The 14,790-nt window shown below is 43.4% G+C and carries 11 protein-coding genes; 10 read left to right on the top strand and 1 reads right to left on the bottom strand.

Annotated elements, in window-relative coordinates:
- Positions 1-9: 9 nt before the first annotated feature.
- From bamA to tilS, 9 genes are all read left to right on the top strand, one after another.
- The gene (gene bamA / locus AAEY98_RS10035) at positions 10-2,493 is read left to right on the top strand and encodes an outer membrane protein assembly factor BamA (RefSeq protein WP_351016699.1); all 2,484 of its coding nucleotides are present in this window, start codon (positions 10-12) and stop codon (positions 2,491-2,493) included.
- Positions 2,494-2,558: 65 nt separating this feature from the next.
- The gene (locus AAEY98_RS10030) at positions 2,559-3,056 is read left to right on the top strand and encodes an OmpH/Skp family outer membrane protein (RefSeq protein ID WP_011636753.1); all 498 of its coding nucleotides are present in this window, start codon (positions 2,559-2,561) and stop codon (positions 3,054-3,056) included.
- Positions 3,057-3,061: 5 nt separating this feature from the next.
- Positions 3,062-4,087, top strand: a complete 1,026-nt coding sequence (lpxD, locus tag AAEY98_RS10025; protein WP_162023506.1) for a UDP-3-O-(3-hydroxymyristoyl)glucosamine N-acyltransferase — start codon at positions 3,062-3,064, stop codon at positions 4,085-4,087.
- 31 nt (positions 4,088-4,118) lie between these two features.
- Entirely contained in the window at positions 4,119-4,580 is a 462-nt protein-coding gene (gene fabZ, locus AAEY98_RS10020) for a 3-hydroxyacyl-ACP dehydratase FabZ (protein WP_011636755.1), read from the top strand.
- Entirely contained in the window at positions 4,577-5,347 is a 771-nt protein-coding gene (lpxA, locus tag AAEY98_RS10015) for an acyl-ACP--UDP-N-acetylglucosamine O-acyltransferase (protein ID WP_101086637.1), read from the top strand. Before fabZ ends, lpxA begins: the two co-directional genes overlap by 4 nt.
- Before the next feature lie 9 nt (positions 5,348-5,356).
- Positions 5,357-6,505, top strand: coding sequence for a lipid-A-disaccharide synthase (lpxB, locus tag AAEY98_RS10010; protein ID WP_101086638.1), 1,149 nt, complete (start codon positions 5,357-5,359; stop codon positions 6,503-6,505).
- Positions 6,506-6,525: 20 nt separating this feature from the next.
- Positions 6,526-7,164 (top strand): ribonuclease HII, encoded by a 639-nt coding sequence (rnhB, locus tag AAEY98_RS10005; protein ID WP_162023505.1) that lies wholly within the window; start codon positions 6,526-6,528, stop codon positions 7,162-7,164.
- 110 nt (positions 7,165-7,274) lie between these two features.
- Entirely contained in the window at positions 7,275-10,751 is a 3,477-nt protein-coding gene (gene dnaE / locus AAEY98_RS10000) for a DNA polymerase III subunit alpha (RefSeq protein ID WP_335691347.1), read from the top strand.
- Positions 10,752-10,760: 9 nt separating this feature from the next.
- Positions 10,761-12,227 (top strand): tRNA lysidine(34) synthetase TilS, encoded by a 1,467-nt coding sequence (tilS, locus tag AAEY98_RS09995; protein ID WP_351016695.1) that lies wholly within the window; start codon positions 10,761-10,763, stop codon positions 12,225-12,227.
- 287 nt (positions 12,228-12,514) lie between these two features.
- Here the strand turns inward: tilS and AAEY98_RS09990 are convergent, their stop codons facing one another.
- Positions 12,515-12,853, bottom strand: coding sequence for a hypothetical protein (locus tag AAEY98_RS09990; protein WP_351016692.1), 339 nt, complete (start codon positions 12,851-12,853; stop codon positions 12,515-12,517).
- Positions 12,854-13,174: 321 nt separating this feature from the next.
- Between AAEY98_RS09990 and AAEY98_RS09985 the strand changes: the two genes are divergently transcribed.
- Complete coding sequence (locus tag AAEY98_RS09985) at positions 13,175-14,764, top strand: M28 family metallopeptidase (protein ID WP_351016752.1); 1,590 nt, start codon at positions 13,175-13,177, stop codon at positions 14,762-14,764.
- Positions 14,765-14,790: the final 26 nt, after the last annotated feature.

Below are 14,790 nucleotides of genomic sequence, written 5' to 3'. Positions count from 1 at the left end.
AAGTGCTCTATGAGATTTAATAAAATTTTTGCCTCGATGTTATTCGTCGGCGCGTCTTTTTCAGGGAATGGTTGGGCAGAGTCTTTCCAACCTTTTGAAGTGACCGACATCCAAGTAGAAGGTTTGCAACGAGTTGCTCTCGGTGCAGCACTATTGAGTTTACCTGTGAAAGTAGGTGACACGGTAGATGAAGTTAAATTACAGCAAGCGATTAAGAGCCTTTACGGTTCAACCAATTTTGAAAATATCAGTGTCAGTCATGAAGACGGTATACTCTATGTAACGGTTAAAGAACGTCCAACTATCAGTATTATCTCGTTTGACGGTAATAAAGATATCAAAGACGAGCAGTTACAAGAAAGCCTTGACGGTTCTGGTGTTAAAGCTGGCGAATCACTTGATAGAACCATGTTGTCTGGTATTGAAAAAGGCCTGCAAGATTTCTATTACGGTGTGGGTAAATACGGTGCCAAAGTTGAAGCGCAAATCATCAACTTGCCGCGTAACCGTGTTGAGCTTAAATTTAAATTTACCGAAGGTTTAGCGGCTGAAATCCGTCAAATCAACGTAGTAGGTAATACTGTGTTCTCAGACTCTGAGCTCATCAGTATGCTTGAGCTTAAAGACTATGTGGCATGGTGGGATTTATTTGGTGAACGTCGCTACCAAAAGCAAAAGCTACAAGCTGACTTAGAAACTATTAAAACTTATTACCATAATCAAGGCTATATTCGCTTTGAAGTGACTTCAACGCAAGTGGCGATGACACCAGACCGTAAAGGTTTGTACATCACTATTAACGTGAGTGAAGGTGAAAAGTACAAGGTGAAAGAAGTTAACTTAATTGGTGACCTAATGGGTCGCGAAGAGTTAATGAGATCTATTTTGCCAATTAAAGCGGGCAATATGTACAACGGCGCGGATGTGACATTCACCGAAGAAATGTACAGCAAATACCTTGGCCGCTTTGGTTATGCTTATCCTGAAGTTAAAACCTATCCTGAAATTGATGATGAAACCAAAGAAGTGGTACTCAATATCAATGTTAAGCCGGGTAAGCGCGTGTATGTTCGCTCAATTAACTTCACTGGTAACACGGTTACCAAAGATGAGGTAATGCGCCGCGAATTACGCCAAATGGAAGGTGCGTGGTTAAATTCTGCTCAAATTGAACAGTCTAAACTACGTCTTAACCGTTTAGGTTATTTCGAAACTGTTGATGCAGAAACCATTCAAGTACCGGGCAGTGACGATTTAGTTGATGTCGCAGTGACTGTGAAAGAGCAACCGTCAGGTTCGTTCAACGCAGGTGTCGGTTATGGTACTGAATCAGGTGTGAGTTTGCAGTTTGGCGTTGAGCAAAATAACTTCCTTGGTACTGGTAACCAAGCTGGTTTTAGCGTCAACACTAACAAATATTCTAAAAGTGCCAACTTGTCTTATACCGACCCATACTTTACTAAGGATGGTGTCAGTTTAGGTGGTAGCGTTTACTGGAACGAGTTTGATGCCAACGAGGCTAACCTTGAGCGCTATAAGAATAAATCTTATGGTGTAGCGTTAAACTCTGGATTCCCGATTAACGAATCTAACCGTTTGAACGGTGGTATTGGTTATCGTCATAATACTATTTCAGAAATCTCTGCTTATGAACAAGCGTTGCGTTTCTATAATGTGTATCGTGAAACGGATGATCCTAATTCAGACTTAAGTTTTGATAACTTTGAATTGAATGCCGGTTGGTACCGCAGCACACTTAACCGTGGTACGTTCCCGACAGATGGTTCGTCGCAACGTTTAAGCGGTAAAATGACCGTGCCAGGTTCTGACTTACAGTACTTTAAAACGGATTTCGATACTAACTTCTACTTCCCTCTGACACCTCAGCATGGGTTTGTATTATTGGCTCGCGCCCGTTTAGGTTATTCAAACGGTTATGGTCAGTTTAACGACAACGATCAAATCTTACCGTTCTGGGAAAACTATTATTCTGGTGGTAGCAGTTCGTTACGTGGCTTTAAGTCTAACTCAGTAGGCCCACGTTCGTTCTATTTATACCGTGGTAGTGAGCAATGTGCGCCTGATGTTTCTGGTGATGGTTGTAGTTTACCTGGTGACCCAAATACCATTCAGGTGAGTTCTGGCCGTTCAATTGGTGGTAACGCCATTGCAACAGCAAGCTTTGAAATGATTGTTCCGACACCATTCCTTGATGAAGCTTACACTAACTCAGTGCGAACCAGTTTCTTCGTTGATGCGGGTAACGTATGGGATACTGAGTTTGATTATGACTCATATCGGACTTTACCAGCGGATCAGTTCTCTAAGTTAGAAGACTATAGCGATCCAGAACGCTTACGTGCCTCATGGGGTATGAGCGTGCAGTGGTTATCGCCAATGGGACCTATGGTATTCAGTTTAGCTTGGCCACTGAAAGAATATGAAGATGACGAGACAGAGATTTTCTCATTCAATATTGGCAAAACGTTCTAAAACAAATACACTCGGCAGGTTTTGCTGATAACAACAAGTTTAACAAGGAGTCTACTTTGAAAAAGATGGTAAATCGCGCATTAATTACATTGGCATTGTTTGCTACCCCTATGCTAGCCCAAGCGGAAAAACTCGCTGTGGTTGATATGGGTGAAGTGTTCGAGCAGTTGCCACAGCGCGAACAAATTTCTAAATCATTAAAAGCTGAGTTTGGTGACCGTGTTGCTGAAGTCCAAAAAATGCAAGAAGAAATGCGTTCTTTGGTTGAGAAACAACAACGTGACGGCGCCTTAATGAGCGATTCACAAAAGACTGAATTAGTACGTAAAATGGAATCATTAAAGTCTGAATTCCAGTTGAAAGGCAAAGCATTAGATGAAGACATGCGTCGTCGTCAAGGTGAAGAGCAAAACAAACTATTAGTTCAAGTTCAAAAAGCGATTAATACCATCGCTGGTAAAGAAAAATACGACATGGTGCTACAACGTGGCGCAGTTATTTTTGTTAAGCCAGAAGCTGACATCAGCAGCAAAGTGGTAGAAGCCTTAAGCAAAGGCAAATAATAAGTATGCAAAAAGTGACTTTAAAAGAGCTTAGCCAACTATTAGGGGCAACGATTAAAGGCGACGCCACGCTGGAAATAACCAGTGTCGCTACCCTTGAAAGTGCAACTAAAGGCCAACTCTCTTTTTTAGCCAATAGTAAGTACCGTGCTCAGCTTGAGGCAACTCAAGCTAGTGCGGTATTGCTGAGCGAAAAAGAAGCAAGTGGTTATCATGGTAACGCCCTGATTGTTAGTGATCCTTACGTAGGGTTTGCTCGAGTAGCGCAATTACTTGATACCACCCCAAAAGAAACGCCTGGTATTCATCCTTCGGCTCAAATAGATGCATCAGCCATTTTAGGTGACGGTGTGGCTATTGGTGCAAATGCAGTGATAGGTGCCAATGTTATTTTGGGTGAAAATGTTCAGATTGGTCCAGGTTGTGTGGTGGGTGAAACCAGTATTATTGGTTCAAACACGCGTCTTTGGGCGAACGTGAGCGTTTATCATAATGTCCATATTGGCCATCATTGCATCGTCCATTCAGGGACTGTTATTGGCTCTGATGGTTTTGGTTATGCCAATGAGCGCGGTAACTGGATTAAAATTCCACAAACCGGCGGCGTTCGGATTGGCAATCATGTCGAAATTGGCGCATGTACTTCCATTGACCGTGGTGCGTTGTCGCATACCGAGATCCACGATGGCGTGATTATCGACAACCAAGTTCAAATTGCTCATAATGTCATTATCGGCCAAAATACTGCAATGGCTGGCGGCTCTATTATTGCCGGCAGTTCTACCATTGGTAAATATTGTATCCTCGGTGGCGGTAGTGCTGTTGCTGGACACCTGAGTGTCGCTGATGGTGTACACATATCAGGCGGAACAAACGTGACCAGCATTATCCGTGAAAAAGGTGTGTATTCGTCTGCTACCATCGCAATGGAAAATAAATTATGGCGTCGAAACACTGTTCGTTTCCGTCAATTAGATGAATTATTTAGCCGAGTGAAAACCCTCGAGAAAAGTGCTAAGGGCACAGAATAATTGTAATTCTGCCTTATTTAAGGAATGTAGTGTGTCAAACCAATTAAACACCATGGATATTAAAGAGATACTTAAATATCTACCTCATAGATATCCATTTTTGTTGATCGATCGTGTATTGGACTTTACTGTAGGTGAGCACTTACATGCGATTAAAAATGTCACCATTAATGAGCCTTTTTTTCAGGGACATTTTCCGATACAGCCTGTTATGCCTGGCGTGCTCATTTTAGAAGCCATGGCACAAGCAACGGGTTTACTTGCATTTAAAACCATGAGTACAGAGCCGTCTCCAGAGGTACTGTATTATTTTGCTGGTATTGATAAAGCGCGTTTCAAACGTGTTGTTGAGCCAGGCGACCAAATACATTTTCACGTTAAAATGATTAAAGAGCGTCGCGGTATTGGTGTGTTTGTTGGTGAAGCCTTGGTTGATGGTGAACTGGTTTGTTCTGCTGAAATCATGTGTGCACGTAGAGAGATTAAGAAGTGATAGATAAATTAGCGTTTGTTCACCCAACAGCCAAAATTGGTAATAACGTCACTATTGGTCCTTGGACCTACATTGGTGAAAACGTTGAAATCGGCGACGACACATGGATAAGTTCTCATGTTGTGGTTAAAGGTCCAACGGTTATCGGTAAAGGTAATCGTATTTTTCAATTCTCTTCAGTTGGTGAAGAGTGTCAAGATAAAAAGTACGCAGGCGAACAAACTCGCTTAATTATCGGCGACAATAACATCATTCGTGAGTCGGTTACCATTCACCGTGGTACGACCCAAGATAAAGGTGAAACTCGCATCGGTTCTAACTGTCTGTTTATGGCGTATGTTCATATTGCCCACGACTGTTTTGTCGGTGATAACGTTATTATGGCCAATAATGCTTCAATTGCGGGTCATGTACATGTTGGCGATTGGGTTATTTTGGGCGGCATGACTGGTGTGCATCAGTTTGTACACATTGGCGCGCATGCCTTTACCGCGGGTGCTTCACTTATTTTGCAAGATGTTCCCCCATTTGTGATGGCTGCTGGTTCTCCTGCAGTACCGCGTGGATTAAACTTAGAAGGCTTAAAACGCCGTGGTTTTACCAAAGAAAACCAACGAGCAATCTTGAGTGCGTATAAAGCGGTTTTCCGTAAGAGTTTAACCATTGAAGAAGCTAACGCTGAATTAATCGAGGCCGCTGAAAAAGACATCAATGTGAAAGCATTTATGGAATTTATCAACCACTCTGCTCGTGGCATTATTCGATAGACGGAAACGATGACCAACTCTCCTTCAAAAGTATTCGCCATTGTCGCCGGAGAAATCTCCGGCGATATTTTAGGTGCCGGTTTAGTTAATTCACTCAAAAAACGCTACCCTGATGCACGCTTTATTGGCATTGGTGGCCCTCGAATGCAAGCTCTAGGGTTTGAGAGTTTATTCCCAATGGAAGAACTGTCGATCATGGGCTTAGTCGAAGTGTTATCACATTTACCTAGACTGCTTCATATTCGTTCAAGTCTCGTGAAACAAATTACTGAATTAGCGCCAGACTGTTTTATTGGTATTGATGCGCCCGATTTTAATATTGGCGTAGAGCTTAAATTAAAAGCCAAAGGGATTAAAACAGTCCATTATGTCAGCCCGTCAGTATGGGCTTGGCGTCCAAAACGTATATTTAAAATTGCTAAAGCCACTAATATGGTGTTGTCGTTATTGCCGTTTGAGAAAGCGTTTTACGACCAACATCAAGTACCTTGTACCTTTGTGGGGCACACACTTGCGGACGATATTCCGATGCACAGTGATAAGCTGGCTGCTCGGCAGTTATTAGGATTAGATCCTAATGCTGAATACTTGGCAGTATTGCCAGGGTCCAGAGGCGGAGAGCTAAAGCAATTAGCTGAACCATTTATAAAAGCTGCTCAGTTAGTTAAGCAAACCTTTCCAGACATCAAATTTGTCACCCCAGTGGTTAATGATGCTCGTCGACAACAGTTTCTTGCTGCACTGGAGGAGTTTGCTCCCGATCTAGAAGTCACTATTGTTGAAGGTCAATCTCGCGAAGTCATGGCTGCTGCAGATTGTATTTTATTAGCATCTGGCACCGCGACATTAGAGGCCATGCTGGTTAAACGTCCTATGGTTGTGTCGTATCGGGTTAGCCCAATTACATACGCCATCGCGATTAAAATGATGAAAATCAAAAATTATTCGTTGCCTAATTTACTCGCAAACGACACCATCGTGCCAGAACTGATGCAAGCTAATTGCCAACCACAGTTAATTGCCGATGCGATAATCAACCAGCTTAATCAAGATTTTGCACCGCTAAATACCCGCTTTGAAGAATTACATCAATTGCTAAAGTGTAATGCCAGCGAGCGAGCTGCAGATGCTGTAGTAGCATTATTACCAGCGCCGTAACCTGACTAGGATAAGCTAATATGTCGACATTATCGGTTGTGATAAAAGATATTACCCCTGAACAAGTAGCCATTATTTCACAAGGGCTTGTTGCTGGTGTTGACGAAGTCGGACGTGGTCCATTGGTTGGCGATGTGGTCACTGCCGCGGTGATATTAGACCCAAATAAACCGATTGTTGGCCTTAATGATTCTAAGAAGCTTAGCGAGAAACGTCGTAATTCCTTATATCAACAGATTATGGATAATGCGCTAAGTGTCAGTATTGGCCGTGCCAGCCCTGCTGAAATCGATGAGCTGAATATTTTGCATGCCACCATGTTGGCCATGCAGCGCGCAGTAGCCGGGTTATCCATTTTACCAGAACGAGTGCTGGTTGATGGTAATCGGGTACCGGATTTTGGTATTGCCAGTCATGCGATAATTAAAGGCGACGGCTTAGTGGCTGCTATTAGTGCGGCATCCATTATTGCCAAAGTCACTCGTGATGCCGAGATGGACGCGTTAGACAATCTGCACCCGCAGTATGGCTTTGCTAAGCATAAAGGGTACCCAACCAAAGCGCACTTTGAAGCGCTAGCCTTGTATGGTGTGTTGCCTGAGCATCGTAGAAGTTTTAAACCTGTTGCGGAGCGTATATTGCTTCAGGATACATTTTGATAATAGCCAAATTAAGCGAGTTTATCGTTGGATAACATCGCGTAGTTTGGTAGTCTAAATCCCGCATTTTCGTGTTGTTTCATTCATCTTTTTCGAAGAAAAAATATTCTATGTCCGATCCTCGTTTTGTTCATTTGCGCGTCCACAGTGATTATTCAATGTCAGATGGCGTTGCTAAAGTTAAACCTATTATTGCTGCTGCTGAGAATCAGGGGATGGCAGCAATAGCGTTAACTGATCAAAACAACTTTTGTGGTTTGGTTAAGTTTTATGGTGCTTGTAATGGTGCGGGGATAAAACCGATCATTGGCGCAGATTTTTGGGTGCAAACACCTGGTTTTGAAAAAGAATTTTGCGCCTTAACCATTATTGCGATGAACAATGAAGGTTACCAAAATCTGACTCAGTTGATCAGTGAAGCTTATCTTCGTGGTCATGTCGATAACCGAGTGGTGATCGACCAAGATTGGTTAGTCAAATATAACAGTGGCTTGATCATTATCTCAGGTGCCAAAGATGGCGATGTCGGTAAGGCATTATTAAAAGGTAATCAAAACCAAGTAGAGTCGCTGATTGCCTTTTATCAACAACACTTTGAAGATCGCTATTACCTCGAGCTTATCCGCACTGGTCGTGCCCATGAAGAACGCTATTTACACATGGCGGTTGAGCTAGCATCAACCAAAGGTTTACCTGTAGTTGCCACTAACCAAGTGGTGTTTTTAAAGCAAGATGACTTTGAAGCACATGAAATCCGGGTGGCAATTCATGATGGTTTTACCTTAGTCGATCCTCGTCGCCCTAAAACATACAGCGATCAACAATACCTGCGCACCGAAGATGAAATGATCGCATTGTTTGCCGATATTCCGTCGGCAATTCAAAACAGTGTTGAAATCGCGAAACGCTGTAATGTCACCATTCGCCTAAATGAATACTTTTTGCCTAATTTCCCTACTGGCGACTTATCCATTGAAGATTTCTTGGTTAATGTGTCCGTTAAAGGCTTAGAAGAACGTCTCGAATTTTTATTTCCAGATCCACAAGTTCGCGCCGAAAAACGTGTCGAATATGACGAACGCCTCGAGATTGAACTGAAAGTCATTAACCAGATGGGTTTCCCTGGTTACTTCCTTATCGTCATGGAGTTTATTCAGTGGGGCAAAGACAACGGCATTCCAGTTGGTCCCGGCCGTGGTTCGGGTGCGGGTTCATTAGTCGCATACGCGCTTAAAATTACCGACTTAGATCCACTAGAATACGATTTACTGTTCGAACGATTCTTGAACCCTGAACGTGTATCCATGCCCGATTTCGACGTCGACTTTTGTATGGACCGACGCGACGAAGTCATTGATCACGTTGCCGAGTTATACGGCCGAGAAGCGGTATCACAGATTATTACCTTTGGTACTATGGCGGCCAAAGCCGTTGTGCGCGATGTAGGCCGCGTATTAGGTCATCCTTACGGCTTTGTTGAACGGTTAACTAAATTAATCCCCGCAGAACCAGGGATGACATTGGCGAAAGCCTTTGAAGTTGAACCCGCGCTTCCTGAAGCCTATGACGGCGATGAAGACGTTAAAGAGCTTATCGATATGTGTCGCCGCTTAGAAGGCGTAACACGTAACGCGGGTAAGCATGCCGGTGGTGTGGTTATCGCACCGACTCGAATTACCGATTTTGCACCGCTATATTGCGATGCCGAAGGCTTAAACCCAGTAACACAATTTGATAAAAATGACGTTGAAACTGCTGGTCTGGTTAAGTTCGATTTCTTGGGCTTACGTACCTTAACCATTATTGATTGGGCATTGCAGATGATTAATCCGCGCCTGATTAAAGAAGGTAAAGAACCCGTTAGTATCGAAGCCATTCCGCTTGCCGATCCTGCCTGTTTTAGATTACTGCAACGCTACGAAACAACCGCGGTATTCCAGCTGGAATCTCGCGGTATGAAAGACCTGATTAAACGTCTGCAGCCCGACTGTTTTGAAGACATGATTGCACTCGTGGCACTTTTCCGCCCAGGTCCTTTGCAGTCAGGCATGGTTGACAACTTTATTGAACGTAAGCACGGCCGTGAGGAAGTGTCATATCCAGATGCTGAATATCAGCATGAGTCACTAAGAGAGTTATTGTCACCGACCTACGGCATTATTTTGTACCAAGAGCAGGTGATGCAGATTGCTCAGGTATTGTCGGGTTACACCCTCGGCGGTGCGGATATGCTCCGTCGTGCAATGGGTAAGAAAAAACCTGAAGAAATGGCCAAGCAGCGCGGCACGTTTAAAGAAGGGGCGATTAATAACGGCGTCGACGGCGACTTGTCGATGAAGATCTTCGACTTAGTGGAAAAGTTCGCCGGTTACGGTTTTAACAAATCGCATTCTGCCGCTTATGCACTGGTGTCGTATCAAACCTTGTGGTTAAAAACCCATTTCCCATCGCAATTTATGGCCGCGGTAATGTCTGCCGACATGGACAACACCGACAAAATCGTCACCTTGGTTGACGAATGTGAACGCATGGGCTTGCCGCTAATTCCGCCCGATGTCAACAAAGGCTTATTTAAGTTTACTGTCGATGACGACCTTAATATTGTTTATGGTATCGGCGCGATTAAAGGCGTCGGTGAAGGCCCGGTAGATTCTATTTTAACAGCCCGTAAAAATGGACCGTTTACCGATCTGTTCGATTTTTGTGCTCGAATTGATTTGAAAAAACTCAATAAGCGAGTAATTGAAAAGCTTATCCTTGCAGGCGCCTTAGACACATTAGGCCCGCATCGAGCATCAATGATGGCGACCTTGCCTCAAGCGATTAGTGCTGCGGCGCAACATGCTAAAGCAGAAGCGACTGGTCAAAATGACATGTTTGGTTTACTCAATAGTGAACCTGAAGACAGTAAGCAAAACTTTGTCCATTGTACTCCGTGGCCAGACAAAATCTGGTTGGAAGGTGAGCGCGAAACATTAGGACTTTACCTTACTGGTCACCCTATTAATCAGTATTTAAAAGAACTTAAGCAATACACTAATGGCCGCTTAAAAGACATTCACCCAACCGAGCGCGGTAAAACCGTAAAAGCAGCTGGTCTAGTGGTGGCAACACGGGTGATGATCACTAAGCGTGGCTCTAAAATGGGCTTAGTCACATTAGATGATAAAAGTGCCCGTTTAGAAGTCATGCTATTTACCGAGCCGTTTGAGAAGTTTGGTCATATGCTTGAAAAAGATCGCATTCTTATTTGTGAAGGTGATGTCAGCTTTGATGATTTCTCTGGCGGCAATCGCATGAACGCCCGTAATATCATTGAAATTGGCGAAGCGCGCAGTCACTTTGCCAAAGCGGTTGAAATCAATGTTCATGGCGATGATGTCACGCCAGAGTGGTTACAAACCTTTGAGCAAACATTAACACCGTGGCGTAAGGGCGCTGTGCCTGTGGTGATTAACTACACCAAACAACAAGCCAGCGGCAAAATCGTGTTAGGTGAAGAGTGGCGAGTTAATCCTAGTGATGAGTTAATGTTAGCCCTCGAAAGCATGCTTGGTTCAACTAACGTCAAAATTGTGTTTAATTAGGCGCGCATCATGATTGAAAAGTCTTTGTTATCAGAGCAAATAAGTGCACCACAACTGCTAAGTTTGCTCGAACAAGCGATATTACCCCTTTATCAAATGAATGTAGTTAAAGGTGAATCATCGCCTAAGTTAGTACTGGCTTACAGTGGCGGCGTTGACTCAGAAGTGCTCGCATGTGGATTAAGTGCCTTGGCACACAAGCATCCGCATATTGCTTGCCTACTTATTCATGTTCATCATGGACTTAGTGTCAATGCTAACACTTGGGTACAGCACTGTATCACTCGAGCTAATCATTATCAGCTTCCAGTGCAGATTGAACGAGTTAAGGTTGAAAAGGGTCCTCGGCAGAGTTTAGAGGCGCAAGCCCGTGATGCTCGTTACCAAGCATTTGACCGTTATCTTAATCCCGGTGATATTTTATTGACCGCACATCATCAAGATGATCAACTTGAAACCTTATTACTCGCGTTAAAACGTGGCCAAGGCCCAAAAGGCTTAGCGGCAATGGGGGCGGTACAAGCTTACAAACAAGCTTGGTTAGTTAGACCATTATTAGATATCAGTCGCGATCAAATTGAGCAATTTGCGGCGCAAAAACAACTATCCCATATCGAAGATGAAAGTAACCAAGACGACAGCTTTGATAGAAATTTTTTACGCCTCGATATCATTCCAAGATTAAAACAGCGCTGGCCAAGTATTGCGATTACCGCAGGGCGTAGCGCCGCATTATGTGCCGAGCAACAACAGGTTATTGACGACGAAGTGAGTCATCGCTTACCCGAGTGGTTAATAGTGCCCGGCGATACAAATGCATTAATGACCGAATCAACCGGGTTTAAACTCACCGGGTTTGGTCAATTGAGTGCCGCTTGGCAAGCATTACTGTTTCGCGGTTATTTAATTCATTGTGGCGTTAGTTTACCTTCGCAAGCGCAATTACAGCAGATCCTGTCACAACTGTTAGCGGCTAAAGACGACGCGAATATGTCGATTCAGTGGGGCGATTATCAGGTTAAACGTTTTGCTGGCATCGCTTATGTGGTTAGTCATAAAGAGTTAGAGGTTATTGATGCAAGTACAGTGCAACAACCATTTGAGCAACTGCTTAAAGGCGAGCTGCAACAGATAGTGTGCCGCGTTGCTCACAAGCAATACCCGCTGGGTCTGCAAATTGCTGCGGACAATACGCCGCTACTTGCTTTACCCAATAATACCGCCGTGAGCATACGCTTTGGCGCGGCAGGTTCAATTAAATGTCAGCCACAATTTGCCACATCACAACGGCAAAAACCGCGCGAATTAAAGAAACTGTGGCAAGAATGCAATATCCCGCCATGGCGTAGACCACAAATCCCGTTAGTTTTTTATGGTGACACCTTAGTCGCCGCCGTTGGTTTATGGGTCGACAAACGCTACCTTGCCCAAACGGGTGAGCAAGGGATTTGTATACCGCTTTTTGACGCACGATGAAGAGTGATAACAGCAGGTTAAGACGATAACAAGCGATAGAAACAGGCAAAAGCGGTAACAGTCTGTCAAAATGGTAACAAGTGATAAAAACAGCTTAAAGCGATAACAAGCTACAGCCGATAATGCCCATGACTAAGTGCTAGAAAGCTTCACTGCTATATGCGATAAAAGCGTTAGGTTTAGGGTGATGAAGGCATAGCAGTAAAGCCTAACACTGCACTAAGTTACTATCTAAAATAGGTAGTATTAAATTGTTTCAGTTAGGCCACAGATGTTTAGCTTTCCTGTTAATTGACGGCTTGACAGATCCTTTCTGGCTGGAGCAATTTCTCCGCCTGACTTTCAATATGTTCTCCAGATCCTGTTTGACCGTAATTAAATTCAGTTGCAAAAAATGAAGCATCCATTTCTGTTTTATTTTTTAATGCTATCGGTAATACAGAGCAAAGTTTTTTAACCGCTAAGTCTATTTTGTTTGACTCAATCAATTGTAATGTCGTTGTCGACATTTGGATCTCTGCCGCGGCAACACTTTGCCCGCCATAAGCGAAAAACTTCAATGCAACAAAACCTGCACCTACAGCACCAAGTGTAAAGCTGATTAAAGCCACCATAATAAATTTCATGTATTTTCCTTTTCACATTAATTAGCGTTAAGAGATAGAGTGAGTAGTGCGAAATAACAACGGTACGCATATTCCATATCAAACTTACCCAGAGACATATTATCTTTGATATACAGCCTTTGACATAATATGTCTCACTATGTTTGCCAAGACATATTATGTCAACTTATTTTTGATATAGGCAAAATTAACTCAATATTATTATGTGAAACAGAGCAGAGTTTTATTTCCAACTTTTACGAATAATAATGTTTACTCTAATCCTTTTTTCAATGTGGCGATCTTGTTGCTACAATGGTTTTTCTTAATACTCAACAGAGGATGTTGTCTGTGAATACCTTTCGTTTATTAGCCGTGTTTGGTGTGTTACTTCTGCCAAGCGTAAACGCTACGCCATTTCAATTTGATCAAAAAACCTATCGTCAAGATGTGCAAACCTTAGCCAGTGATGAATTTGAAGGCCGTGGGCCGTTATCTCACGGTGAAAAACTGACGGTTGAGTATTTAGAGAACGCCTACAAAGCAATTGGACTCGCTCCAGGTTTTGGTGACAGTTATCGTCAAGCTGTGCCAATGGCTAAAATTACTGCCGATCAAACAATGCAGCTGAGTATGGGGGATTTAGTGTTTAACAACGGCACTGACTTCACCGCACGTACTGAACAAGTTCAGCCTCAAGTGAATGTAGATAACAGCGATGTAGTGTTTGTTGGCTATGGTATTAATGCGCCAGAATATCAATGGAATGATTACGCCAACATTGACGTTAAAGGCAAAACCGTGATTATGCTGGTCAATGACCCAGGCTTTGCGACTCAAGATCCTGCCATCTTCAAAGGCAATGCCATGACCTATTATGGCCGTTGGACTTATAAGTATGAAGAAGCTGCAAGGCAGGGCGCCAAAGCGGTGTTTATTGTCCACGAAACTGCACCCGCAGCCTACGGTTGGAACGTCGTTGAAAACAGCAACACTAATACTAAATACACTTTAGTTGATGACCACAAAAACCAATCACACATTGGCGTCATGGGTTGGATCCAACATCAAACCGCGCAAAAAGTGTTTCAAGCAGCAGGGCTAGACTTTGATAAAGTCAAACTCACCGCAGCAAAAGCGGGTTTTAAGTCTATACCACTTAAACTCAAAGCCAATTTAGTAGTAAAAAATACCATTGAATTAGCCACATCATATAACGTAGCAGGGTTGATACCAGGTACCAGCCAAGCCGACGAATGGTTGGTCATGCATGCTCACTGGGACCATTTAGGTAAAACCGTACAAGATGGTAAAACCGTTATTTTAAACGGTGCCGTCGACAATGCCTCTGGCGTGGCAGGTGTGTTACAGCTTGCTCGTCATTTTAAAGCGCAAAACAAAGCACCCAAACGCTCTATTCTGTTTACTGCATTTACCGCAGAAGAAACCGGACTCATTGGTGCGCAATACTTTGCTGCCAACCCACCCGTACCGACTAAACAACTGGTATCGTTTTTAAATATAGATGGCATGAATGTAGGCAAAGGTGTTAATTACATCCTGCGTTATGGCCAAGGCGTATCAGAACTTGAAACCTATTTAGACGATGCCGCCAAAGCACAAGGCCGCACTGTAAAAGCTGATCCTCGTCCACAAAATGGCTTAATGTTCCGTTCAGACCACTTTGCCTTAGCCCAACAAGGCGTCCCCGGGTTAATGTTCATGAGCTTAGGCGACACTGATCCAGACTACATTGCCCATAAGTACCATCAAGGTGCAGACGACTACGATGCCAGCTGGAATTTAGGCGGGGTAGAGCAAGACTTAGCTTTAATCAGCGACATCATTGAAAAGCTTGCCAACAACAAAGACTGGCCAAAATGGATTGAAGATTCAGACTTTAAAAAACGCAGAGCGGAAGACGGTAAGTAGTGTTAGCTAGTTGGATAAAGAGAGGA

The organism is Shewanella sp. AC91-MNA-CIBAN-0169 (assembly GCF_040310165.1).
Lineage (GTDB): Bacteria > Pseudomonadota > Gammaproteobacteria > Enterobacterales > Shewanellaceae > Shewanella.
The sequence above is the reverse complement of the archived record's forward strand: the minus strand, read 5'-3'. Positions and strand labels throughout refer to the sequence as shown.